Raw genomic sequence first — 24,901 nt, 5'->3', positions numbered from 1 at the left:
TAGGAGCGTCAGGTGGAAATCGAGTTTCAACAGGTCGGTAAAAAATACGAAAGTGGTCAAGAAGCCTTGTCGCAGGTGAGTTTTCATTTGCAGCAGGGGGAAATGGCTTTTTTAACTGGCCACTCAGGTGCAGGTAAGAGCACCCTAATGAAACTCATCATGATGATCGAGCGTCAAAGCTACGGCAAAATTCTGATTGATGGCGTGGATTTACGCACTCTCGGTGCGGGCTCCATTCCCTACCATCGCCGGCGAGTTGGTGTAGTGTTCCAAAATCACCAGTTATTGTTTGATCGCAGCGTCTTTCACAATGTGGCGTTGCCATTGATGATCAGCGGCGCTGAGCCTGAGCAAATTGCCAAGCGTGTGCGTGCCGCCCTGGATAAAGTGGGACTACTCGGCAAAGAGAAATTTAACCCGCAAGCCTTGTCTGGCGGGGAACAGCAGCGGGTAGGCATTGCCCGGGCGGTTGTTAACCGTCCTCAACTGCTATTAGCAGACGAGCCCACCGGCAACCTAGACCCGAAACTCTCTGCCGAGATTATGAATCTGTTTCAAGAGTTTCATCGTCTTGGTACGACCGTGATGGTGGCCACCCACGATTTGGCCTTAGTGGCACGGATGCGTCACCGGGTGCTGACTCTGAATAAAGGTCGTATTGTGAATGATGGAGGATTTGGCTGATGTCCAAACTCTCCCCCCGTGGTGCAACCCGTCAATCGATGGTGCAGAGCAAAAATAAATTAAAGGATAGCCAGCCATTCTCTTTGGCTCAGCATCTGCGCCACCACCAGTCGGTATTAATGGAGAGTTTTGCTCGCCTTACCTTATACCCCTTGGCTACGGTAATGACGGTGCTCGTGATCGCCATCGCATTGTCACTGCCAGGCGCTTTGTTTGTGCTGTTAAAAAATGTGGAATCCATAACGGATCGCTGGGAGCAGCAATCGGTGATTGGTTTGTATTTGTTTTCCAGCCTCGAAGATACGGAAGCCTTGGCTCTGTCCCATCAGCTATCTAGTCGCGCCGATGTGGAACGTGTCGATTACATCTCCAAAGAAGAAGGTTTGCGTTATTTCGAGCAATCCAGTGGTTATGAAGACATCCTTTCGGCGTTACCAGAAAATCCGCTACCCATTGTATTGCAGGTGATTCCGAAAGCAGTGGTGTCATTGGAAACGCTGCCAGGGTTGGAAACCCTTCGAGCCGATTTAGAGGCGCTACCTCAAGTGGAGTACGCCCAGTTAGATGCCCAATGGTTGCAGCGGCTTGCTTCCATATTGGCATTTGGACAGCGCTTCATTTACGGTGTTTCGGCGCTTTTGCTCGTCGCAGTGTTCCTTATCGTGGGTAATACCATTCGTACTGCCGTGGAAAGTCGTCGGGATGAAGTGATGGTACTCAAGCTGGTTGGTGCCACCAATGCTTACATTCGTCGCCCATTTTTATACATGGGGCTTTGGTTTGGGGTGCTGGGTGGATTGTGTGCCTCGGTTGGTATCGTGCTCTTTTCTTGGTGGATTAGCCAACCTGCGGAGCGTTTGATCGCCTTGTATCAAGCAGATTTCGAGCTACTCGGTTTCAATCTTAATAACATCTTGGTGTGTATCTTTATTAGTGCCATTGCTGGCGTGATTGGTGCTTGGATTTCCGTTGGCAAGCATATAAGAGATATGGAATTGCAATAAAATATGGCTAAAATAATGTCGCGAGGTTGACACAAACGGGAAAACTCTCCACATTTGTGTCACACATAGGTTACGCAAACTTGCTAGTATTTTTGCCATACTTTCCAAGAACAGTTAGAGGTACGATAGAGATGGGTAAAGCTCTCCAACCAATTGACATGATGATCCCAGGTCAGAACCTGGAATCTTATGTGCAGGCGGTGAGTACAATTCCAATTTTGTCCGCCGAAGAAGAGCAGGCGCTGGCAGAACGTCTTTATTACCAAGGAGACCTAGAGGCCGCTCGGGCTCTTGTCATGTCTCACTTACGCTTTGTTGTCCATATAGCGAAAAGCTACTCCGGCTACGGTTTGAACCAAGGGGACCTGATTCAAGAAGGTAACGTCGGTTTGATGAAGGCGGTAAAACGCTTCAATCCTGAAGTCGGTGTGCGTCTCGTTTCTTTCGCTGTTCACTGGATCAAAGCGGAAATTCACGAATTTATTCTGAAGAACTGGCGTATCGTTAAAGTCGCCACGACCAAAGCGCAGCGTAAGATGTTCTTTAATTTGCGCAGTGCTAAAAAGAGCCTGTCTTGGTTAAGCAACTCCGAAGTCGAGTCGGTTGCTAGTGATCTTGGTGTTTCTCCTGAAGTCGTGCGTCAGATGGAAGGGCGTATGAGCTCCACTGATATGGCATTCGACGCAGGCGCGGACGATGACGATGACAGCGCTTTTCAGGCGCCAGCTAACTACCTAGAAGATAATCGCTATGATCCAGCTATGTTGTTGGAGAATGGTAACTGGGAGGCTGACTCTAACCGCCGCCTTGAAGAAGCGATGCTAGCGTTAGATGAGCGCAGTCGTGATATTCTGGTGAAACGTTGGTTGAACGAGCCAAAAGCTACCTTGCACGATCTAGCGGCGGAATACGGCGTATCCGCAGAGCGTATTCGTCAGTTAGAAAAGAATGCGATGAAAAAGATACGTGTTGCTATGGGTGAAGAGCAGTTCCAGTAATATCTGTCTTTGATACTAGAAAGGCGTGCTGTTTCCAGTACGCCTTTTTTATTTGCTGCGCAGTTGGTCCCCCGGCACAAATTGCCAAGTACGGATAATTTCCAAACGATCCACTTCTTTCTTTAGCTCGTTAGGAAAAGCATCAAACGGCTCGGCTAGGCGTACGATGCGCATGGCGGCATCATCTAAAATACGCACACCAGAGCTTTGTAGCACTTCGATATCTTCCACATAGCCGTTGGGGCGAATCAATACGGCTAGGCGAAGCTGCCCATAAATATGATTGCGTTTGGCTTCTGCCGGGTAGTGAATATTACCAATCCGTTCAATGCGTCGTCGCCAATCATCTAAATACTGAGCGTCCAGTGCTGATTTTGCCGACACAGAGGTTAAGCGACGGATACGTGGGCGTTTGGCATAAGCTTGGCGCTGTTGATCCAGTAAGGCTTCTAGGGAAGCAATATCCGTAGTGAGCTGGCTCGGTATTTGTGTTTCGCCAAGAAACTGCTCTTCTAATGTCTTAGGTTGTTGATTGGTCTCGTCTAAGACGCGAAAGACTGGGTCATCACGGCGGCTTTTCAGTACATCTGGTTCTAGTACTGGTTGGCTGGAGGCCAATTGTGGTTGCACCGGGGGAGTGATTTCCTGTATCTCATCGGCCAGAAATTGAGCGGTTTCGGTGGTGGTGAGCTTCTGTTTACGCAGTTCACTGCCACTACCCATCTGATCTGCTTGAGCCAGAAAATCCGCTTCTTTTGGCGCTTCGGTTTTATGCTGCACTAAGGTGATTTCTAGAGTGCGCTGGGTGGCTGGGGTACTAAGAGAAAAATCAAAGCTGACCAAAAGCACCGCCATCAGATGCAAGCTGATGGCGATGAATAAAGCGATAGAAAAACGATCAGCTAAGCGCATGTGTTAACGTTGTGACAGTTTCTCTTCAATGGCGTGCATGAGATCCATGGCGATATTTAAACCAAATTGCTGGTCTAGCTCACGTACACACGTTGGGCTGGTGACGTTAATTTCCGTGAGGTAATCACCAATCACATCTAGGCCAACAAACATCAGCTGTTTTTCCATTAGAGTCGGAATGACTTGCTCACAGATCCAGAGCTCTCGCTCCGTAAGAGGTCGGCCCTCGCCACGACCTCCGGCGGCTAAGTTGCCGCGAGTCTCGCCAGAAGAAGGAATGCGAGATAAACCGTAAGGTACAGGCTTGCCATTGACGATCAAAATGCGTTTATCACCGTCCACTATCTCGGGAATAAACTTTTGCGCCATGATTTGCTGGGTGCCTAATCCGGTCAGGGTTTCGATAATCACACTAACGTTGGGATCATCCTGTTTAACGCGGAAAATACCCGTACCACCCATACCATCAAGGGGCTTAAAAATGACATCGCCATGGGTTTGGTGAAATTCCCGCAGCAAGTCTGGGCGGCGCGTAACCAACACTGGGGGGCAACACTGTGGGAACTGGGTAGCAAATAGCTTCTCGTTACAGTCCCGCAAGGCTTGGGGGTTGTTTACAACTAAGGCTCCATCTTTTTGTGCCTGCTCAAGGATCATGGTGCTGTAATAAAATTCGCTGTCGAATGGGGGGTCTTTACGCATCAAGATCGCGTCTAATTCCCCAAGCGCCATTTTGCTGCTGTCGCCGAGTTCGAAAAAATGCTCTGGGTCGCGAAATACTTGCAAAGGAGTAACGACACCATAGGCTTTACCACCATTTAGATAAAGGTCCTTCTGCTCCATGTAGTAGAGTTCCCATCCCTTGTCGGCTGCAGCCCAAAGCATGGCAAGTGACGTGTCTTTTTTGAACGTAATGGAGGCAATCGGATCCATTACAATCCCGAGCTTAATGGTCATGGTCGGTTCCCGTTCACAACAAAATGATCCGTCATTCTAGCGCGTGATGCGTCATAACATAAGCGCTATTGGGGGAAATTTAGCGTAATCCCTTATGATTGGAAATGGCGCTTCTGGGGGGCAAGCATTTTGCTTGTCCCCCAGAAGGAAGTTGTTACCAAGCTCCGCCTTCTTCCGTAGCATCGAGGAAGAGTACTTCATCCGCTGGGTTTGGTGTTGCAGCGGGCGCAGGGGGAGTGGCCGTTGCTTGAGGCTTAGTTGCGCTAGGTGTGGGCGCTGGAGCCACAACCGGGGTTTCCGCTGCTTTCAGCTCTTCGATGGGAGATTGCCCAATTGGTGCCGGCATATCTTCTTCGAACTCGTCAGCAAAGCCTAATACGGGTGGGCGATAAATACGGAACGCGCGCATTAGCTCGCCTTTGGCGTTAAACAAACGAAACTCAGAGAACAGCTCATCATAGTCCGCATTCACGTAATCTTGGCGTGCTTGGAATAACTCATTTTCACTATCAAGCACGTCCAGTAGGGTGCGTCGTCCAAGGCGAAATTGGTTTTCATAGGCAATTTGGGATTCTTTGGTAGCGATTACGTATTCACGCAAATACTCCTTAGATGCCAAAGTAGCTTCATAGGCTGCCCATGCTAGGCGTACTGTGAGTTCCGTTTCACGAGTTGTATTGCGTTGGATTTCCGAAGCTTGGATATTCTGCTGTACTGCAACTTCGTAGCGGCGTTTGTCAGTATTACCTTTGTAGATATTGTAGTTTAAGCGCACCATGGCGATCAGATCTTCAGATGGCCCTTCACTACCATCTAGGTTGTTATTGAAGGTTTTTTCAAGCACAAAGTTAACTGACGGGTATTTGTTCGATTCTGTGGCTAATTTGAAACTCTCGGTCGCTTTTGTATCCCACTTGGCACCTTCAATAGCTGGGTTTTTTTCCATCGCGCTAACAATGGCTTCATCCAGCGTTTTAGGTAATAAATCTCTATCTGGCACAGGATAAATCATATCTGGAGGCGGTAACTCGCCAACCAGCTTCTTGTATACCGATTCGGCATCCCGTAGGTTGTTCACTGCAGACAGGCGATTTGCCTGTGCTTTCGCGACCCGCGCGGTGATTTGGCTAAGGTCCGATTGGCGTCCGACACCAGCATTACTTTTCAGTTTGATTTGTTCGTAAATACGCTGGTGGGTATCTAGGTTGATATTGGCTAGGTCTACCAATTCCCGGTGGCGTAGCACGTTAGCATAGGCCTCTGCCACTTCAAGAGCGGTGTTTTCAACAGCGATCAGTGCTTCCCAACGGTCGGCTTCGTTTTCTTCTCGCAAGCGCCGCGTATCATATTTGGACATGAAGCCATCGAATAGCGGTTGCTCTAAGCTCAGAGAAAGCTCGCGCCGTACTAGGCTGACATCTTCCCCAGTCTGGTTGTAGTCAAATGTAGTTTCATGGCCTAGACCGGCACTCAAATCAATTTTGGGATAAAGGCCGCTACGGTAAGAGATTTCCGCATTCTCAATGCCTTCACGATACTTGGCTAGCGCTTGGCGTACGTTCGGACTGTTTTCGATCGCCATGTAAGTGGCTTCTTCTAGCGTAATGCCATGGGCAATACCAGAGGCGATGGCAATGCCAATACACATACTTAGCTTTAGCTTGCGTAGTGGTTTTATCACAACGAAATTCCCTCGATTCTGTTTCTAAGTTCCATGGTACGAAAAGGATGCCAAATTACTGTAGCGACATTGTTACCAACTCTGTCATTTGAGCACCATGACCGATCAAATGACGTTGCTAGTGCTACGCTGGCTGTAAATCTCCCCACATTAAGTTAACGGCCGTTAGTATGACAACTGGAGCTGTTTCAGTGCGTAATACTCTAGGACCAAGAGTAAGAGGCAAAAATCCGTGAGATTTTGCTATTTCCACCTCATTTTCCGTTAATCCACCCTCTGGACCGATTAATGCGGCGATAGTGTGATCGGTTGGTGTTTGTATTTGTTGTAGTGGCACTGCGCAGTGATGGTGCATTACAAACTTTAACGACTGATTACATTTTGTTACCCAATCGCTTAGTAATTGTGGTTCTAGTATCTGCGGTACGATGCCGCGACCACATTGTTCAGCAGCACTAATGGCGACTTGTTGCCAGTGCTGCAGGCGTTTATCGAGGCGAGCTTCCGATAATTTCACTTCACAACGTTCGCTGAAAAGAGGTTGGATGGCAAATACGCCAGTTTCTACCGCCTTTTGAATAGCATAGTCCATGCGCTCGCCACGGGAGAGACTTTGACCGATGGTCACTCGCAATGGAGACTCGTTTTCTAGGTGTCGAAAAGCGCCGATACGTACTTGTGCTTTGCGTTTTTCCACGTTGACTAATTCCGCTTCAAACTCACCGCCTTGGCCGTTGAAAAGAATTAGAGGGTGCTGATCTTTTAAGCGCAGCACTTTGCAGCAGTGTTGAAAGGCACTGTCGGGTAGGTCGATGGTGTGGTCGGTTGCCAGATCGCAAGCCACATAAATTCTCGGTATACGCATACAAAAAAGGCTCTCATTAATTGAGAGCCTTTATAGCGGAAAGTGACCGAATTATAAACCAGCGGCTTTGCGTAGCGCTTCAGCTTTGTCGGTTTTTTCCCAAGTGAAGTTATCTTCTTCACGACCGAAGTGGCCATAAGCTGCAGTCGGTAGGTAGATTGGACGTTTTAGATCAAGCATTTTTACTAAGCCTGCTGGGCGAAGTTCAAAGTGCTCACGTACTAGCTGTACAATAACGGCATCACTTACTTTACCAGTACCAAAGGTGTTGATACTGATGGAAGTCGGCTCAGCCACACCGATCGCGTAAGACACTTGGATCTCACATTTGTCAGCCAGCCCTGCAGCAACGATGTTTTTCGCCACATAGCGACCTGCATAGGCCGCAGAACGGTCTACCTTAGATGGATCCTTACCAGAGAAAGCGCCACCGCCATGACGGGCCATACCGCCGTAGGTATCCACGATGATTTTACGACCAGTTAGACCGCAATCACCTACCGGGCCACCGATGATAAATTGGCCGGTCGGGTTGATGAAGTATTTGGTTTCTTTAGATAGCCACTCAGCTGGCAATACCGGCTTGATGATTTCTTCCATGACGGCTTCGCGTAGATCGGCTTGCTTCACCGCAGCACTGTGCTGAGTAGATAGGACGACTGCGTCGATAGCGCATGGCTTGCCGTTTTCGTCATAACGGAAGGTGACCTGACTTTTCGCGTCTGGACGCAGGAAGTCTAAAGTACCGTTTTTACGCACTTCTGCTTGGCGTTGAACCAGGCGGTGTGCATAAGTAATCGGTGCAGGCATCAGTACATCGGTTTCATTGGTGGCAAAGCCAAACATGAGACCTTGGTCACCGGCACCTTGTTCTTTCTCATCGGCTTCGTCAACACCAACAGCGATATCGGCAGACTGCTTACCAATTGCGTTGAGGACCGCGCAAGATTCCCAATCAAAGCCCATCTCGGAGCTGTTATAACCGATTTCACGAACAACACTGCGAGCGATTTCTTCAATGTCGACCCAAGCATTGGTGCGCACTTCACCAGCTACCAATACCATGCCGGTTTTAACTAGGGTTTCACAAGCAACACGGGCTTCGGAATCTTCTGCCAAAATGGCGTCAAGGATCGCATCAGACACTTGGTCAGCGATTTTATCTGGGTGGCCTTCAGAAACGGATTCTGAGGTAAATAAAGAGTATTCGGACATGTTTGTGCCTCTATCAAATTCTCATGATTCTGGGCCAAACAGGCATAAAAAAAACCCGCTTAGCATGATGGTTTGGCTAAACAGGCTCTCTGTGCTTCTGTTTAGCTGCTTTTATATAGCGTCCGCAAGCCGAAACAAATCGACGCTGTTGGCGCAAATGATGGACTACATACGTACGAATTTCAAGCAAGATCACTTTATTTAGGGGGTGTTGTTGATGCTTTTTTGCTAAACTTGCGTCCATCTTTGTGCAATTTCATTTTCTTTGCCCAATTTTGCGTCGCTAGACCTGCGTAAGCGTTGCAAGGCTTGGTGGGAGCATGGAAAATGAAGGTCTATCTCGACAGTAACCAGGAGCGAACAAACAATGCCATCTCGTAAAGATCTCGCGAATGCCATCCGCGTGTTAAGTATGGATGCCGTGCAAAAAGCCAACTCGGGTCACCCAGGTGCCCCAATGGGTATGGCGGATATTGCAGAGGTGTTATGGAATGACTTTCTAAAACATAACCCTGCGGATTCCAAATGGGCGGATCGTGACCGTTTTATTCTGTCTAACGGCCATGGCTCCATGTTGATCTATTCCTTGTTACATCTATCCGGTTACAACCTACCCATCGAAGAACTAAAACAGTTCCGTCAGCTACACTCAAAAACTCCTGGTCACCCTGAGTATGGTTATACCGATGGCGTAGAAACCACCACAGGTCCACTAGGTGCTGGTATCAGTAATGCGGTGGGCATGGCGGTGGCAGAAAAGACCCTAGCCGCACAATTCAACCGCGAAGGTCATAACGTAGTTGATCACTTCACTTACTGCTTTATGGGCGATGGCTGCTTGATGGAAGGTATTTCCCACGAAGCTTGCTCCCTAGCTGGTACCCTTGGGTTAGGTAAACTGATTGCCTTCTGGGATGACAACGGCATTTCCATTGATGGTCACGTAGAAGGCTGGTTCACTGACGATACACCAAAACGTTTTGAATCCTACGGCTGGCATGTCATTGCTGATGTCGATGGCCATGACCCTGTTGCTATTAAAGCTGCTATCGAAGCAGCGCAAGCAGAAACATCTAAGCCAACGCTGATTTGCTGCAAAACCGTGATCGGCTTTGGTTCTCCTAACAAGTCAGGTTCTCATGACTGTCATGGTGCGCCACTAGGTGATGCAGAAATCGCCGCAGCCCGTGAATTCCTGGGCTGGTCTCATGGGCCATTTGAAATTCCTGAAGACGTTTACGCGGGTTGGAATGCCAAAGATAAAGGTGCAGCCGCACAAGCCGCTTGGGAAGAAAAATTAGCCGCGTACAAAGCCGCTTACCCAGAATTGGCTGCAGAATTTGAACGCCGTGTATTGAAAGGTGAATTGCCAGCTGACTTTGCAGAAAAAGCGGCAGCCTACGTGAAAGAGTGTCAAGAAAAAGGCGAAAGTATCGCCAGCCGTAAAGCGTCGCAAAATACCATTGCTACCTTTGGTGCTTTGTTGCCAGAACTGCTAGGTGGCTCAGCTGACCTTGCCGGCTCTAACTTGACCATGTGGTCTGGTTCGAAAGGTATCCAAGACGACGCAGCCGGTAACTACATCCATTATGGTGTACGTGAGTTCGGTATGGCGGGCATGATGAATGGTATCGCCTTGCACGGTGGTTTTGTTAACTACGGTGCAACCTTCTTGATGTTCATGGAATACGCTCGTAATGCAGTACGTATGGCGGCTCTGATGAAACAACAGAGCATTTACGTATTCACCCATGATTCTATCGGTCAAGGTGAAGATGGTCCGACGCACCAGCCTATCGAGCAGATTGCAAACTTGCGCATGACGCCAAATCTATCTGTCTGGCGTCCTGCTGATGCCACTGAAACAGCAGTTGCTTGGAAAGCCGCTGTTGAACGCCGCGATGGCCCTACAGCCATGGTCTTCAGTCGTCAAAATTTGCCTGCGTTAGCACGTACCGAGCAACAAGTCGCCGATATTGAAAAAGGTGCCTATGTGCTAGTTGATTGTGATGGCACTCCTGAGCTGATCCTGATCGCAACGGGTTCTGAAGTGGCGCTAGCGCGAGACGCAGCTGCGGCCCTGGCTGAGAAAGGCACTAAGGTGCGTGTGGTGTCTATGCCATCTACGGATGCTTTTGATGCTCAAGATGCAGCGTACAAAGAAGCGGTATTACCAGGTGCGGTGACTAAACGTGTTGCCATCGAAGCGGCTCATGCTGACTACTGGTACAAGTACGTTGGCTTTGGTGGCGATGTTGTGGGTATGCGTACCTTCGGTGAATCGGCCCCAGGTGGCGCTCTGATGAAGCACTTCGGCTTCACTGTCGACAATGTGGTTGCGACAGCAGAGAAACTATTGCAGGCTTAAGCCCGAACTTAAAAGAGGAGCGTTAAGCTCCTCTTTTTCTTCCTGATTCAGGCCCCAAAGATTGTTTGAGGTAGTTATCACGTCACTATGCTGCGCATTGCCATAAATGGATACGGACGTATCGGCCGCTCGGTACTCAGAGCCTTGTATGAAGGCGATTATCGCGACCAGATTAAAGTGGTTGCTATCAATGAGCCGTCGGACATCGATACCATGGCTTATCTTACCCGCTACGACACGACCCACGGGCGTTTTCCTCGTCCAGTGTCCGTTAGCGAACAACACTTGCAGATCGGCGAAGATCTGATTCCTTGTTTTCACGCCCATCATGCGAATGATGTTGATTGGAGCGCCTTAAATCTCGATATGTTGCTCGAATGCTCCGGTAGCTTCAGCGAGCGAGCTGGGGCGGAGGACTTTATTGCAGCGGGTGTGCCTAGAGTGTTGATGTCACAACCGGCTTCTGCCGATGTGGACGCAACCATTGTTTATGGTTATAACCAAAGTCAGATCGAGCAGCAGCATACGGTGGTTTCATCTGCGTCTTGTACAACCAATTGCGTTATTCCGGTATTGGATGTGATGCAAGCCCTATGTGGTGTAGAGCATGGCACCACGCAAACAGTGCATTCGGCGATGAATGACCAGCCGGTGATTGATGCCTATCACACCAAAGATCTACGTCTAACTCGGGCAGCGCTGAGTTCGGTGATTCCCGTGGATACCGGTTTAGATCGAGGCATCACTCGGTTGATGCCAGAGCTTTCTGGCAAGATTGGCTGTAGTGCCATGCGTGTGCCAACGCTGAATGTGTCGGTGATCGATATGGTGTTACGCACTTCAAGACCTGTCACGGTCGATGAGGTAAACACGGCGTTACAAGATGCAGCAGCCGACAAATATGCCGGTTTAATGGGCTTTACTCAAGAAGCCCATGCCTCGGTGGACTTTAATCATGACCCCCGTTCCGTCATTATTGATGGCACCCAAACCCAAGTAATTGATGGGCGTTTGGTGAAGTTGTTGTGCTGGTTTGACAATGAATGGGGCTATGCCAACCGTATGTTAGATGTTGCCAAACACTGGCAGCGGGTACTGAATACTTGAAAAGCGAATTTCAATTTAATCAACGACGAGGAACTCGTGCATGACCGTAATTAAAATGACCGATTTGGATCTGAGCAACAAGCGTGTGCTGATCCGTGAAGACCTAAACGTGCCGGTAAAAGATGGTAAAGTCACCAGTGATGCGCGTATTCGTGCGGCACTGCCGACTTTGAAATTGGCCCTAGAAGCGGGTGCTAAGGTTATCGTGATGTCCCACCTTGGTCGTCCAACGGAAGGGGAATACGCGGAAGAGTTTTCTATGCTGCCGGTTGCCAACCACCTTTCCCAATTGCTTGGTCAGGAAGTACCACTAGTGAAAGATTGGCTCGATGGCGTGGAGGTCGAGTCAGGTCAATTAGTGCTAGTTGAAAACGTGCGTTTCAACAAAGGTGAGAAGAAAGACGACGAAGCCTTGTCGCAAAAAATGGCGGCTCTTTGCGACATCTATGTGATGGATGCCTTCGGTACTGCGCACCGCGCCCAAGCTTCAACCCATGGTGTTGGTAAATTTGCCCCAGTAGCCTGTGCTGGTCCCTTGTTAGCAGCGGAGCTTGAGGCATTGGAAAAAGCCCTAGCGAAACCTGCACGCCCAATGGCCGCGATCGTGGGTGGTTCAAAAGTATCTACCAAACTTACCGTTCTAGAGTCCTTGTCTGATACAGTGGATCAGCTAATTGTCGGTGGTGGTATTGCCAATACCTTCCTCGCCGCAGCGGGTTTCCCAGTAGGTAAATCTCTTTACGAAGCTGATTTGATTCCGCAAGCGAAAGCCTTGATGGAGAAAGTGTCGATTCCGCTACCGGAAGATGTTGTTGTCGCTACCGAGTTTGCCGCTGATGCGGTTGCTACGATAAAAGATGCGAAAGACGTTGCTGCGGATGACATGATTCTGGACATTGGCCCGAAAGCGGCGGCACAGCTTGCTACTTTGCTAGAAAGTGCACAAACCATCATTTGGAATGGCCCAGTAGGTGTGTTCGAATTTGACCAGTTTGGTGAAGGTACAAAAGCCCTGTCCATGGCGATTGCCAAGAGCTCAGGTTTCTCCATCGCTGGCGGTGGTGATACGTTAGCTGCCGTAGATAAGTATGAAATTGCCGATCAGGTGTCTTACATTTCTACTGGCGGCGGTGCTTTCCTAGAATTCGTCGAAGGAAAAGTGCTGCCTGCGGTTGCTATGTTGGAATCACGAGCGCAAAATTAGTACGATAAAACGACAAAAGATCGTTAATTATTATAAAGGCGTAAAGCCGTATGCTGGGTGTTGTCTTGCAGCACCCAGACGATTACCAGAGAGTGACCGGTCTGTCATAGACAGCATATGACAATAAAAGACGGCTAAAGCCGCTTGTACATACATGCTTAAAATTAGTGAAACCAGAGAGTTACCGATTAACACTCCAGTCTTTTATGCAACCCATAAAAGTACACATTGTCAGAGGAAACCTTTATGCCTTTAATTAGTATGCGTCAGCTACTAGACCACGCCGCTGAGCACAGCTATGGTCTACCGGCTTTTAACGTCAATAACATGGAACAGGTGAAAGCCATCATGGAAGCGGCGGACGAGATTAACTCGCCGGTTATCATGCAGGCGTCTGCTGGTGCACGTAAATATGCAGGCTCTCACTTTTTGCGTCACTTGATTGCGGCAGCGATCGAAGATTACCCACATATCCCAGTAGTCATGCACCAGGATCACGGTACTTCTCCTGCAATCTGTCAACGCTCTATCCAGCTAGGCTTCTCATCTGTCATGATGGACGGCTCTTTGATGGCCGATGGTAAAACCCCAGCAAGCTACGAGTACAATGTTGATGTTACCCGTCGCACAGTAGAATTTGCCCACGCTTGTGGTGTGTCTGTAGAAGGCGAGCTAGGTTGCCTAGGTTCACTCGAAACAGGTCAAGCAGGCGAAGAAGATGGTGTTGGCGCGGAAGGCATTCTAGATCACTCGCAAATGTTGACTGACCCAGACGAAGCGAAAGAATTCGTAGAGGCCACTGGTATTGACGCCTTGGCGGTAGCCATCGGTACTAGTCATGGCGCGTACAAATTCACCCGTCCACCAACCGGTGACATTCTAGATATCGAGCGTATTGGCCGTATTGCTGAGAAATTACCAAACACTCATATCGTGTTGCACGGATCTTCTTCTGTTCCTCAGGATTGGCTACAAATCATCAATGAATTTGGTGGTGAAATTCCAGAAACCTACGGCGTACCAGTAGAAGAGATTGTGAAAGCGATTCGTTACGGTGTGCGTAAGGTAAACATTGATACTGATTTGCGTTTGGCGGCCACTGGTGCAATTCGCCGCAGCCTAGCCGAGCACAAAGGCAACTTCGACCCACGTAAATACTTGACCGAAAGCATCAAGGCTATGAAAGCGGTTTGTCTTGATCGTTATGAAGCATTTGGCTGTGCTGGCCAAGCTTCTCGCATCAAAACCATGGATCTTGAAGAAATGGCAGTGCGCTACGAGCATGGCGAATATGCCAATGGTCGTTTATTCTAAGTTTGCATAGTTAAAGAATAGCGAGCAGATAAATATTTTTTAAAAAAAGACAGAAAAACTGTTGACGTTAAAAATGAGTTACCTATAATGCTCGCCATTCCAAGCGGGAGTGGTGGAATTGGTAGACACGCTGGATTTAGGTTCCAGTGCTTCACGGCGTGAGAGTTCGAGTCTCTCCTTCCGCACCAAATACGAAAAAGCCGACTTTATGTCGGCTTTTTTTCGTTCTAAGCTCATCTAAGTATTCTTTCCATATTTCAGTCGTTACAATAACCCATCGTTACAAACTCTGGTTAGCGCATGGGACACCTTATCTTTTCAGGCATTCTCTTACTGTTTACTTTGCTAAGTACATCAGCAGGTGCTTACACCTTTGCGCAACCACGCTTTGCTTTGGAGCGCTATCTTGAGGCTAATCCTTCCCAGCAAGCATTAATGGATCAGTTTGCGGTAAGAGTGCATAACCAGCCTAATACCATGGGGGGAGTACGAACCCGTGCTGTCCGTATTGGGATGCTATTTACTCGACCACTGTCTGACGTGGTTTCGCAGCGCTCTTTAGTGGCTTTTAAACGTCGTCTACAAGAGATAGGTGTGGATTTTAGACTTGACCTATTCGAGTTGGATCAAGATCCGATAAAATTACAGCGCCAACTAGTCCGAGTGTCGACGTCAGGGTTTGATTATCTTTTGCTGGATGACGTTACCCCAAACTTGGTGCCCCAGATACAACGCTGGCTGCTCAAGCGACAACCGAAGCTGTTGTTAGGGGGGCTAAGCGCACCGCTAGACGCATGGCGCCATACGCCGCCGCTCATTTATCTTGGGGTGCATGAGTCTAGAACAATGAATCAGTTAGCCAGTTTGGTGGCTAGAGAGTTCGAAAATCGTACTATTGATGCGATGGTATTACCTGCTGGCAAAATTGCAGAACAACGGTGTGCGGCATTTCTCAATGGGCTCGCGCTAGCGGGAAGTGCGGTCCGTCATAATTATGCTGTATCGGATTCAGAACAAGCCTCTTATGTGGCAGCGAAGTCTTTGTTACAACAGAATACCCCCCCGAGTTTTCTATTTTCTTGTACTCAAACCCAGCAAAAAGGAGTAGTGCAAGCCATACAAGAACTTGGTTTAGCGCAGCAAGTAAAAACCAATAATTGGGGTGAGCAGAGTTGGGTGGAGCTTGTTGAAGATCGGGTATTCGGTCGGTTTACATTGCTCTATCCAATAGATGACTTGGCCATCGCCGCGGCAGAAGCATTACGAGCTGACCTAGAAAATCGTTTGTTGCCACAGGTTTACCTGGAGTCGGTACAAATAGCGACAGCAGCGATGGACTTGGAGAGTTTGGAACTCATGTATGGTCAGTCCAACCGTTATGGAGGCGATGTGTGGCGCCCATAAGCTTAAGTCAGGTATTTTTCCGCAAACTGTCTGTCCCTTTCCTACTGATTGCTCTGCTACTGGTGCTGCTGACAGCGGCCTTGGATGCCTATTTACGCAATCAAAAATTGGCCGAGGATCTGGCGCAACGGGTTGTTCAGCTAAATGATGTCATGGCTTCCTACCTCGAACGCTCTGAATTCGAAGCGCGTTTTATCGCCCAGCAGATTGTTGCTGGAACCCCAAGAACAGGCACTGAGCTGGAAACTATTTTCGAGAATCACGATGTGTTGCTGTTTGGCGGGCTAGATTTCTTTGTGGTGCAGATGAGTGATGGTAGAGAGTTAATTGACCCGAGAGCACGTTTGTATACCGATGATGATTTAGCATTGCAGCTAGAGTCCGCCCGTTACGGTTATTGGGTTCGAGTGTCCAGTTCACAGGGAGTTGATATGTTAGTGTACAAACAACCCTTGCCTAATCAGTCCTCTGTAAGCGCACAACCTCGAGGTATTTTGTTCGGTTTTATCGTGCTGAGCCAAAATCTTACCTTGGCCAGCGAACTGCTTGATGCCGCTGCCGTAGACCGAATCCGTCTGTTAGATCAGGCTGATGAGGTACTGATGGAGACAACTGGTAGCGCATTTGACCCAGCGGAGTCGAGCATCGAAGTTTTGCGCCCACTGATCGTAGGGAATTTAGATGAAGCAATGCAGATTGAATTTGCCCTACATCGGCCGGTCGCTGAGGCGTTTACTGAATTCGCATGGTGGCGGTTCATTACCATCTTTGTAACGCTATTGATTCTCTTCGGAATCACAATAAAAGTCGTACAACGCTACGTATTCACGGAAGTAAATAAGCTGCTTACTCAAGTTGGAGGACATGAAAATGCCTACCAAGAGTTCAAGCCGCTGCTATCGCAGCTACATCAGTATCAACTCAGAATGCGCTCACAAGAGCAGCTGTTTGAACTCCTCATGAATTCATTACAGGTAGCCGTTGTGTTTTGTGATGAGGGAGCCAGAATCACGCGGGTAAATAAACAAGCGGAAGCCGTGCTACGGCCTTTGACACCAGGAGCAAAAATCTTTGATGTGACGCCAATTGACTGCCACCGCTTTTACCGTAAGGCAATGCATGGTGAATCAGGCGTCAGTGTCGAGCTACAAATGCCAGGGGTAGAGCGAGTAGTGCGCTGGTACTTTATTAGCTTTGTTAATGAGTATGCATTCCGTAATGTCGTCATGCTTGGCTATGATGTCACCGAAGCAAACCGTTTGCAGTGGCAGTTAGAGCAGATGTACCCAGCGAAATCTTTGGTACGTCCCTACCCAAATGTCGATGTGCTGATGTCAGAGTTTCATAGTGTCGCCTATGACCCCAGCTACACAGTGACACGTAATAGCGTTGCTTGGTTTTCTACCTTGGCGGAGCTGATTGATGAATTAGCGCGAGTCCCGGAATCAGAACCTCGACATCGACCTTTAGGCCAGCTTCTTACCGAGGCCTATCATAAAGTAGATAGATTGCTGCCTCTCGGGGAGCCGAGCACCCAATTCGACTATCAATTTAGTTTGGAGGATGCGTGTACCAAGGTGAGTTGGCAGAAGGATCATCTTAATTTAATTGCATTGGCAATTATGGCGTCATTGGCCAGTAATTTATCTGGCCGAGGGGTCGAGATATCTCTGGTTGCGGGACGATTGCAGGTGCTGGTGGTTGGGGTCGATGCGCACCGTCCCTTGTTGTTATGGTTACTGGAAGCATTATGTCGAGTGTTGACGGGGTCCTATGCTATCGGAAACGATGGTCACATAGAGTTGGGGGTGACTTTAGAGAAAGATGGGCAGGAGACGTTAGCAGCCTTGGACGGTAAACAAGTGGTGTTTATAAGCAATGATTACAAGTATACCGATACTTGTGTACGGTCTTTGTCCCAACTGGGCGTTATGGTACATACTTATACCTCTTTTACACAGTTTGCGAAAAGTCATTTGAATTTAGGTCAGCATTATCATGGCCTGCTGATTGGTACGGATTCTAACTTAGCATTTTTAGACGTAGTGAAGCAGTTAGAAGCGTTAGATCCAGCCTTACAGGGTAAGGCGATTTGCTTGGGTGGTGATAGTGAACTCGATGGCTACCTGCATATCAAACACTATCCATCGGCTTACGTTTTGGGTAGTCAGTTGGCGGGATTGTCAGAAGAACATTGGTTGAATCTTGAGCATTTACAAGATGCTACGCTTGGTCAGTGGTTTATTATTGGCGGCGGCGATGTGTTACAGGCAATTTGGCAGGCAGAACTGGGTCGTTTTGAGGTGTCTAGTCGCATCGGGATTTCCGCCCATGATTTGGAGGCTTTACTGAATACCGGCGTTGCGCGCAAAGTGTTGGTATTGAGTGATGAGGTTTATGATTTATTGGGTGAGTTAATTCATAACACAAAGGATAATGTTACCTGGGTACTCGTGTCGGAGCGTCAACCAGTGACTGGTATGCGAGTAATAAACAATGTCACGTTCCCCTTATCGCGGGAAACATTCACGCTATTTTTAGAAAAGACTTAGGGGGTCATATGGCATTAATTGGTTTGGTTGGGGCGATGGATGAAGAAGTCGCAGTGATAAAGTCTTGGTTAACGGATGTCCAAGAGAGTGAGCAGGCAGGTTGCGAGTTTTATACTGGCAAGCTAGATGATACGCCAGTTGTGTTGTTAAAGTCTGGAATAGGTAAAGTCAATGCCGCTACTTCTACGACGTTATTGTTATCTCGTTTTGCGCCAGATGCGGTTATCAATATTGGCTCTGCCGGTGGCTTTGACCCCGAATTAAACGTCGGTGACGTTATTATTTCCTCGGAAGTGGTGCATCATGATGTGGATGTGACGGCGTTTGGTTACCCATTAGGGCAAGTGCCGAGTATGCCTGCGACATACTTAGCAGACCCGGCATGGGTAGAAAAAGCAGAGCGTGCGGTGATGAATATTGGGCGTGTCAAAGCCAAGCGTGGCTTAATAGGTACTGGGGATAGTTTTATGTGTGATCCAGAGCGAGTTGCTCTAGTACTTAGCCAATTTCCCCAAATGATGGCGGTCGAGATGGAAGCCGCTGCGGTGGCGCAAGTGTGTCACAAATTTGGTACGCCGTTTGTGGTGGTGCGTTCGTTGTCCGATGTGGCAGATAAAGAATCACCGGCCTCATTCGAAGAATATTTACAAGTTGCTGCGCAGAACTCATCACTGATGATACGCGCCATGTTGGCGGAGTAATCAATGACTATTTACAAGGACGTTACGCTCGTTGCTGGCTGGTCGTTGTTGCTCTGTACATTTTGTTATGCAGATGACAGCGACACACTCTGGCTCGATCAAACTCATCAAGAAGTTTCCTCTATCGTTGGCTCCTGGAGCAACGGCCTTGATGCTTATTTATCGGGTCGCCAACCAGCTGAAACGAATTTAAGCTATATCAGTGTGCGCTTCGGCCCCATCATTGGCGAGGAGTCAACGACTGGCTTTTTCGACTTTAATACCCGCATCCGTTTACCAAATACCCAAAACCGCTTGAACTTCGTCATTGAGTCAGATGCGAAGCAATTGACTGAAGAAACTCAAATCGGACCACGTGGTAGTGACGAAAGTATTGCTGAGTCGGCCCGTAATATTGAGCTTGCGGCAGCGATTCGTTATGTAGAGCAGGCATTAAATGCAACGGTAGATGCCGGTGTGTTATTGGCTCTTCCCCTTGATCCATACCTAAAAATTCAATTTACCCAAAGCGGCGATCTGGGTCAGTGGCGTTGGCAGCAGTCAGAGCAGGTTTTCTCATACTATTCCTTAGGTAAGGGGGGGCGCTATGGCTTTGGTTTGCAACGTCCTTTAAACGATCGCTTTGAGTTTGGTGTTGATCTGGGGATTTCCCATCTTGAACAAGAAGGCACCACCGCATGGCGGGAAAATGCATTCGTTAATCATGCTTTCGATGAAGATAATAAACTGCGCTACCAGTTTAGTGTTCTCCAAGAAGGTTGGCCGCGAGCGAGCCAAGAAGCATTTTTATACTTTGTGCAGTGGCAACATCGTTTGTATGGCAAGTGGTTGATTGGTCAGGTTCAACCCCAGATAACCCACCAGCGCAGCGATGATTATGCCGCCTCAGCCTCTTTAACCTTGTCCTTAGAGCTATTATTTGGCGAAGACTACCTCTAGCTTCCCTGGCGCAGTCGCAAACAACTTGCATTGGTCGTATAATTCGCCGCCAATTTGTCATTGTTCAGAGGCTTTTCTATGCGACCAGACGAAATCAACCCGGAGTTATACGAGGCACAGCTGACGCAAAAGCAGCAAGCGTTGCAGGAGCTAATGGCTGATCTTGCTATGCCGACTTTGGAAGTCTTCGCCAGCGAGCCTGAACACTATCGTATGCGCGCCGAGTTTCGCATATGGCATGAAGGCGATGATTTATACTATGCCATGTTTGACTCAGCCAATCCCCGTCAACCGATACGAACGGATCAATTTTTACCAGCCTCCACGCTGATCAACGAATTGATGCCTGCACTACTCGCGGCTATCAAAGAGGTGGATGTGCTGCGTCATAAACTATTTCAAGTGGACTTTTTGACAACGACTACCGGCGAAGCGCTGATTAGCTTGTTGTATCACAAGCCAATTGACGAGCAGTGGCGCCAAGCAGCAAATACCTTAAATGATGCCTTTCCGGCTTGCCATTTTATCGGTCGAAGTCGGAAGAAGAAGATGATTCTGACACGGGACTTCGTGATGGAAACACTGACAGTAAACGGGCGTAAATACCACTATCAACAAGTCGAAAATAGCTTCACACAACCTAATGCTGGCATTAATGAGAAGATGCTGAGTTGGGCGCTGGATGTAACCTCAGATTGTGCTGGGGATTTGTTGGAGATGTACTGCGGGAATGGTAATTTTTCGATTCCACTGGCTCGCCACTTCGACCGGGTGATAGGAACAGAAATCGCTAAAGTGTCGGTGCAATCTGCGCAACTTAATATTGCTATGAATGGTGTTGATAATGTTTCTGTGGTGAAAATGGCCAGTGAAGATGTATCGGCGGCATTAAACGGCGAAACTGAGTTACCAAAAACCCTTAAACAGGCTGGTATGGATACACTTGCACCAAGTGTGGTGCTGGTTGACCCGCCTCGTGCTGGGCTCGATCAAGCTACGGTAGAGCTAGTACGTAAGGTTGATCGAATACTGTATATTTCCTGTAATCCAGAAACCTTGAAAGACAACTTAATGGCCCTAAGCGACACTCATCATGTGGCGCGTTTTGCCATGTTCGATCAGTTTCCCTATACCCATCATGTGGAGACAGGCGTTTTGTTAACGCGCCGATAGAGGTTATCCCTCCTAGGTTTTTATCGGATTCTTGAGTTTTGTTCCGCTTTGGATGAAAGACATTTGTGTGTCAGCTCTGTGAGGGCTGACGCAGTGTGGTAATATAGCCATACCCATACCACCCAATTGAGAAGTCATAAATCCATGAGTAACACCTCTCTAGACAAAGATAGAATCAAAATCCTATTGCTTGAAGGCGTGCACCAATCTGCAGTGGATGCACTCAACGCAGCAGGTTACACCAATATTGAATACCATAAAGTCGCTCTGTCAGAAGAAGAGCTGATCGAGAAGATCGGTGAAGTGCATTTTATTGGCATTCGCTCCCGTACACAGCTAAATGCCAAAGTGCTAGAGCAAGCTAACAAATTAGTTGCGATTGGCTGTTTCTGCATTGGTACTAACCAAGTTGATTTGGAAGCCGCCTCATCCAAAGGTATTGTGGTCTTCAATGCCCCTTACTCCAATACTCGCAGTGTGGCGGAATTGGTATTAGGCGAGCTAATTCTGTTATTGCGTGGCATCCCAGAAAAAAATGCGGTTTGTCATCGCGGTGGCTGGATGAAGTCTGCCGTGGGCTCGTTTGAAACCCGTGGCAAACGTTTAGGTATTATCGGTTATGGCAGCATCGGTACCCAGCTAAGTGTATTGGCAGAGTCCTTAGGCATGGATGTATGCTTTTACGATATCGTCACCAAGCTGCCGTTGGGTAATGCGCGTCAGGTGAAGTCCTTAGAAGAGCTATTGGCAACTAGCGATGTAATCAGCTTGCATGTGCCAGAGACAGCAAGCACCAAAATGATGATTGGTCCAGAGCAGGTCGCTCAGATGAAGAAGGGAGCTATCTTTATTAACGCATCCCGTGGCACCGTTGCGAATCTAGAGTCCGTCGCTGAGGCGCTTAAAACGGGTGCACTAGCAGGCGCGGCGGTCGATGTGTTTCCAGTAGAGCCTAAAGGTAATAACGAAGAGTTTGTATCGCCATTGCGCGGTCTAGATAACGTTATTTTGACGCCCCATGTTGGTGGATCTACCATGGAAGCGCAAGCTAACATTGGTGTGGAAGTTGCCGAAAAGCTTATTCAGTACTCTGATATCGGTACCACGACGGCAGCGGTCAACTTCCCAGAAGTGGCTCTGCCCGCTCAGGCTGGTCAGCACCGTATTCTTCATATCCACGAAAACCGTCCAGGCGTATTGTCGAAGATTAACGCTATTTTCTCCGACAATAACATCAATATTTCTGGTCAGTACCTACGTACCACAGAGAAATTAGGCTACATGGTTATGGATGTAGCGGCCGATGCTGGCGAGTTAGCCTTAGAGAAGATTCGCGAAGTGGAAGGCACTATCAAAGCGCGGGTATTGTTTTAGTAGCCATTGCTAGTGATAGAAAGCCCAGCAGCTCAACCGTTGCTGGGCTTTTTTGTTTTAGCTAATACCAAGTGTGGTGGTGATGTCATCAATCTTGCGAGAGATCTGCATCTTCATGTCGTTGAGGAAGGTTTCGGTTTCATCAGCTTGCTCCCGCACTTTGGCGATAGTGCTGTTTAGTTGGCTTACCGTGCGTTTTTGTTCGGCGGCGTAGCCAGTTGCCTTTTGCGATAAACGAGAGGACTGCTCGGACTTTTCTTTTACTTCCTGTGCTGACTCCCCTAGATCGGCGGTTAGGGTGCGTTGCTCAGAAGTAGCAGCTTCAATCAATTCGAGGTTTTTTCTTAAATCGGCAGTGGAGGTAGTGAGGCTGTCGAAAATAGAAGTGATTTCCCCAAGCGATTGCTGTGTGCGACCAGATAAGGTTCTGACTTCATCTGCTACCACCGCAAAGCCACGGCCCTGCTCGCCCGCTCGTGCCGCTTCGATCGCGGCATTTAATGCCAGCAGATTAGTTTGCTCAGCAATATCTCGTATACCTCCAACGATGGAGTTGGCACTCAACACGGAGGTCTCTAAGTTCTCAAGAGCACCTTTGCTGTTTTGTAGGCGAGTAACCGTAGTCTCATTGGCAGAGCTCAGGGTTTGTACCTTGGTTAAGCTAAGGTTCATCGCTTTACTGGTTTCGTGGGCGTAGGACTCCACTTCTTTGGCTCTCACTTCTGCCTTGCTGGCCAATACATCGACTTGTGTGGCTTGCTCTACAGTGCCCTCTAGGGCTGACTTTGAATTCAGACTGATTTGGTGAACCTGATCAAAGGCGCTAAGCATGTCATTTAACGACACTGAAATGTTTTTCAATTCAGTATCTCGTTGTTGTCTTTGTACGGCGATTTGTTCCAGGTAGCGGTTCATGTAGCGTGCGACCTCAGATAACTCGTTTTTACGCTGACTGACGTTAATGGTTTGAATATCGTTATTTTCAACTAGTGCTTTGACGGCGCTATTTAGTTCGCGGGCACTACTGACAACGACCTTGCTCTGGAACAGATGTGTAATTGCTGTTGTAACAAGCATCACAATCACAAAGGCTGAAAAAGCAATTAGCGTATTGCGCTCAGTGTGGGCGGTGGATTGTTGTATAACTGCGGTACCGTTTTCTAATCTTGTTGCTAATTCCGCAATCAGTTCACGTACACGTTGTTTGGTTTTTTCCGATAGATCGATAGTGGCAAAGCTATTGTCTACGTCTTTCAGATAGCGTGCTGACCAAGTATGTAACTCATTCTTAGTTTCTTCCAGCAAATCTGTTGCGTCAGCTTCTTCGGTTGTATCCCCCCATCCCATTAAAGACGACAAATCATCTGCTGCCGAGTTTGTGCTACTACCGCTATCGGTTAATGCAGGCAGTGCAGCGAGTACGTCTACTTTTTCGATTAGCAGATCGCTCACTCGTTCCAGCACGACCCTATTATCTCTTGATGGCGTGTTGAGGTAATCGCTACGAGCTTGGGTCAACGCTGCAAGAGCAGCGTAAATATCTCCCTGAACTTTAAGGTATGCACGCACACTTGTTGCATCCAAATTGTCATTTTTTAGGGTGGTGTTAAGGTAATCGAGGGACAGTAGCATTTGGCGTTCGTTATTCTCGATAAGTGCGTACTGATTGCCGGATAGCTTGCCTGCGGCCCTCACTTCATTTTGTAAATAATCGCTTAACGCTGCGAGACTAGGTGATATGGAGTCAGATAAATCTTGGGGTAAAGTGGCAAGCAATGGGTCGATAGTCTCACCGATGAAGTTTTCAGCAGCCTGTAATGAAGAAGCTTCTCCGGAGCTTAAGTAGGCTTCTACTAATTGCTTTAGGTCGATAGCGCTTGCTTCCCAGACCTTTGAGAAAGCCTGGCTTTGATCAAATGCCTGCCGGTATTTATTCATGCTCCATAGCAAGAGCGCTACTAGGGCAACACCTATTGCTAAATAGCTTAATGTGGAAATGCGGGTAACATAAGAAATCTTCAAGGTTTTATCTCTCAACCAGTTGGCTACTGCGACACTGTATGAGGGAAATGTTGCAGTAATATTGCAACTGTGAACTAACGTTCATCTGCTGTGTGTTTTTTGTCCTATTGTAATTATGTGTAAACTCGGGGTGTTGAAGGAATAAGAAGCAGTAGTGGCTCATCTTGAGTGTCTGATTTCTATTGGTAGGTATGACGACCTATAAAGCTCAATAAAATGAAAATAATTGAAAAAAGTGCTTGCGTTAAAAAATCGCGACGGTAATATACGCACCCACTGACACGGCAGGCCATCACGGGCTGCAAAACACTAGCTAAAACAGCTGATGTTTGAAGTGTCACCGCTCTTTAAAATAGATAATCAGATAATTTGTGTGGGCGCTCGCTGGAGACTTCTCAAAAAACTTGAAGTCTTATACGAGTGACCA

General features: G+C 48.1%; 19 protein-coding genes and 1 tRNA gene. 14 read left to right on the top strand and 6 right to left on the bottom strand.

The window, feature by feature from the left end; translation table 11 throughout:
* Positions 1-12 precede the first annotated feature (12 nt).
* From ftsE to rpoH, 3 genes are all read left to right on the top strand, one after another.
* Positions 13-684, top strand: coding sequence for a cell division ATP-binding protein FtsE (ftsE, locus tag FJM67_RS06120; protein WP_140587890.1), 672 nt, complete (start codon positions 13-15; stop codon positions 682-684).
* The gene (ftsX, locus tag FJM67_RS06115; protein ID WP_235889997.1) at positions 684-1,688 is read left to right on the top strand and encodes a permease-like cell division protein FtsX; all 1,005 of its coding nucleotides are present in this window, start codon (positions 684-686) and stop codon (positions 1,686-1,688) included. Before ftsE ends, ftsX begins: the two co-directional genes overlap by 1 nt.
* A 131-nt stretch (positions 1,689-1,819) precedes the next feature.
* Positions 1,820-2,686, top strand: a complete 867-nt coding sequence (gene rpoH, locus FJM67_RS06110; RefSeq protein WP_140587886.1) for an RNA polymerase sigma factor RpoH — start codon at positions 1,820-1,822, stop codon at positions 2,684-2,686.
* A 48-nt stretch (positions 2,687-2,734) separates the two neighbouring features.
* On the opposite strand, the gene FJM67_RS06105 is transcribed toward rpoH, so the two are convergent.
* From FJM67_RS06105 to metK, 5 genes are all read right to left on the bottom strand, one after another.
* Positions 2,735-3,598 carry an energy transducer TonB gene (locus FJM67_RS06105; RefSeq protein WP_140587884.1) on the bottom strand — a complete coding sequence of 288 codons (864 nt, stop codon included), beginning with the start codon at positions 3,596-3,598 and terminating at the stop codon, positions 2,735-2,737.
* 3 nt (positions 3,599-3,601) lie between these two features.
* On the bottom strand, positions 3,602-4,555 hold the full coding sequence (gene gshB, locus FJM67_RS06100; protein WP_140587882.1) for a glutathione synthase: 954 nt from the start codon (positions 4,553-4,555) through the stop codon (positions 3,602-3,604).
* A 154-nt stretch (positions 4,556-4,709) separates the two neighbouring features.
* Positions 4,710-6,236, bottom strand: coding sequence for a TolC family outer membrane protein (locus tag FJM67_RS06095; protein WP_235889996.1), 1,527 nt, complete (start codon positions 6,234-6,236; stop codon positions 4,710-4,712).
* Positions 6,237-6,360: 124 nt separating this feature from the next.
* Positions 6,361-7,101, bottom strand: coding sequence for a 16S rRNA (uracil(1498)-N(3))-methyltransferase (locus tag FJM67_RS06090; RefSeq protein WP_140587880.1), 741 nt, complete (start codon positions 7,099-7,101; stop codon positions 6,361-6,363).
* Between the two features lie 51 nt (positions 7,102-7,152).
* Positions 7,153-8,316, bottom strand: coding sequence for a methionine adenosyltransferase (metK, locus tag FJM67_RS06085; RefSeq protein WP_140587878.1), 1,164 nt, complete (start codon positions 8,314-8,316; stop codon positions 7,153-7,155).
* 367 nt (positions 8,317-8,683) lie between these two features.
* Here metK and tkt point away from each other — a divergent pair, with 367 nt between their 5' ends.
* From tkt to serA, 11 genes are all read left to right on the top strand, one after another.
* Positions 8,684-10,684, top strand: a complete 2,001-nt coding sequence (gene tkt, locus FJM67_RS06080) for a transketolase (RefSeq protein ID WP_140587876.1) — start codon at positions 8,684-8,686, stop codon at positions 10,682-10,684.
* An 87-nt stretch (positions 10,685-10,771) separates the two neighbouring features.
* On the top strand, positions 10,772-11,791 hold the full coding sequence (locus tag FJM67_RS06075; RefSeq protein ID WP_140587874.1) for a type I glyceraldehyde-3-phosphate dehydrogenase: 1,020 nt from the start codon (positions 10,772-10,774) through the stop codon (positions 11,789-11,791).
* A gap of 40 nt (positions 11,792-11,831) precedes the next feature.
* Entirely contained in the window at positions 11,832-12,995 is a 1,164-nt protein-coding gene (locus FJM67_RS06070; RefSeq protein WP_140587872.1) for a phosphoglycerate kinase, read from the top strand.
* A 246-nt stretch (positions 12,996-13,241) separates the two neighbouring features.
* The gene (fba, locus tag FJM67_RS06065; RefSeq protein WP_140587870.1) at positions 13,242-14,309 is read left to right on the top strand and encodes a class II fructose-bisphosphate aldolase; all 1,068 of its coding nucleotides are present in this window, start codon (positions 13,242-13,244) and stop codon (positions 14,307-14,309) included.
* A 103-nt stretch (positions 14,310-14,412) separates the two neighbouring features.
* A tRNA-Leu gene (locus FJM67_RS06060) sits at positions 14,413-14,497 on the top strand.
* A 112-nt stretch (positions 14,498-14,609) separates the two neighbouring features.
* Positions 14,610-15,713, top strand: coding sequence for a type 1 periplasmic-binding domain-containing protein (locus tag FJM67_RS06055; RefSeq protein WP_140587868.1), 1,104 nt, complete (start codon positions 14,610-14,612; stop codon positions 15,711-15,713).
* Positions 15,701-18,265 carry a PAS domain-containing protein gene (locus tag FJM67_RS06050; protein ID WP_140587866.1) on the top strand — a complete coding sequence of 855 codons (2,565 nt, stop codon included), beginning with the start codon at positions 15,701-15,703 and terminating at the stop codon, positions 18,263-18,265. Before FJM67_RS06055 ends, FJM67_RS06050 begins: the two co-directional genes overlap by 13 nt.
* Positions 18,266-18,273: 8 nt before the next feature.
* Complete coding sequence (gene mtnN, locus FJM67_RS06045; RefSeq protein ID WP_140587864.1) at positions 18,274-18,966, top strand: 5'-methylthioadenosine/S-adenosylhomocysteine nucleosidase; 693 nt, start codon at positions 18,274-18,276, stop codon at positions 18,964-18,966.
* Between the two features lie 3 nt (positions 18,967-18,969).
* Positions 18,970-19,905 (top strand): hypothetical protein, encoded by a 936-nt coding sequence (locus FJM67_RS06040; RefSeq protein WP_140587862.1) that lies wholly within the window; start codon positions 18,970-18,972, stop codon positions 19,903-19,905.
* Between the two features lie 78 nt (positions 19,906-19,983).
* The gene (gene trmA / locus FJM67_RS06035) at positions 19,984-21,078 is read left to right on the top strand and encodes a tRNA (uridine(54)-C5)-methyltransferase TrmA (protein WP_140587861.1); all 1,095 of its coding nucleotides are present in this window, start codon (positions 19,984-19,986) and stop codon (positions 21,076-21,078) included.
* Positions 21,079-21,222: 144 nt separating this feature from the next.
* Positions 21,223-22,452, top strand: a complete 1,230-nt coding sequence (gene serA, locus FJM67_RS06030) for a phosphoglycerate dehydrogenase (RefSeq protein ID WP_140587860.1) — start codon at positions 21,223-21,225, stop codon at positions 22,450-22,452.
* A gap of 57 nt (positions 22,453-22,509) precedes the next feature.
* Here the strand turns inward: serA and FJM67_RS06025 are convergent, their stop codons facing one another.
* Positions 22,510-24,474: a methyl-accepting chemotaxis protein gene (locus tag FJM67_RS06025; RefSeq protein ID WP_235889995.1), complete on the bottom strand. Its 1,965-nt coding sequence runs from the start codon at positions 24,472-24,474 to the stop codon at positions 22,510-22,512.
* Positions 24,475-24,901 lie beyond the last annotated feature (427 nt).

The sequence above is a fragment of the Maribrevibacterium harenarium genome (assembly GCF_006385675.1).
Classification (GTDB): domain Bacteria; phylum Pseudomonadota; class Gammaproteobacteria; order Pseudomonadales; family Marinomonadaceae; genus Marinomonas; species Marinomonas harenarium.
Note: the sequence above shows the minus strand (reverse complement) of the source record. Positions and strands in the feature narration are given on the sequence as shown.

Bases quoted from the DNA above. Each gene is read 5' to 3' on its own strand.
- ftsX (WP_235889997.1), top strand. From the start codon at position 684: ATGTCCAAACTCTCCCCCCGTGGTGCAACCCGTCAATCGATGGTGCAG.
- rpoH (WP_140587886.1), top strand. From the start codon at position 1,820: ATGGGTAAAGCTCTCCAACCAATTGACATGATGATCCCAGGTCAGAAC.
- FJM67_RS06105 (WP_140587884.1), bottom strand. From the start codon at position 3,598: ATGCGCTTAGCTGATCGTTTTTCTATCGCTTTATTCATCGCCATCAGC.
- gshB (WP_140587882.1), bottom strand. From the start codon at position 4,555: ATGACCATTAAGCTCGGGATTGTAATGGATCCGATTGCCTCCATTACG.
- FJM67_RS06090 (WP_140587880.1), bottom strand. From the start codon at position 7,101: ATGCGTATACCGAGAATTTATGTGGCTTGCGATCTGGCAACCGACCAC.
- metK (WP_140587878.1), bottom strand. From the start codon at position 8,316: ATGTCCGAATACTCTTTATTTACCTCAGAATCCGTTTCTGAAGGCCAC.
- tkt (WP_140587876.1), top strand. From the start codon at position 8,684: ATGCCATCTCGTAAAGATCTCGCGAATGCCATCCGCGTGTTAAGTATG.
- FJM67_RS06075 (WP_140587874.1), top strand. From the start codon at position 10,772: ATGCTGCGCATTGCCATAAATGGATACGGACGTATCGGCCGCTCGGTA.
- FJM67_RS06070 (WP_140587872.1), top strand. From the start codon at position 11,832: ATGACCGTAATTAAAATGACCGATTTGGATCTGAGCAACAAGCGTGTG.
- fba (WP_140587870.1), top strand. From the start codon at position 13,242: ATGCCTTTAATTAGTATGCGTCAGCTACTAGACCACGCCGCTGAGCAC.
- FJM67_RS06055 (WP_140587868.1), top strand. From the start codon at position 14,610: ATGGGACACCTTATCTTTTCAGGCATTCTCTTACTGTTTACTTTGCTA.
- mtnN (WP_140587864.1), top strand. From the start codon at position 18,274: ATGGCATTAATTGGTTTGGTTGGGGCGATGGATGAAGAAGTCGCAGTG.
- FJM67_RS06040 (WP_140587862.1), top strand. From the start codon at position 18,970: ATGACTATTTACAAGGACGTTACGCTCGTTGCTGGCTGGTCGTTGTTG.
- trmA (WP_140587861.1), top strand. From the start codon at position 19,984: ATGCGACCAGACGAAATCAACCCGGAGTTATACGAGGCACAGCTGACG.
- serA (WP_140587860.1), top strand. From the start codon at position 21,223: ATGAGTAACACCTCTCTAGACAAAGATAGAATCAAAATCCTATTGCTT.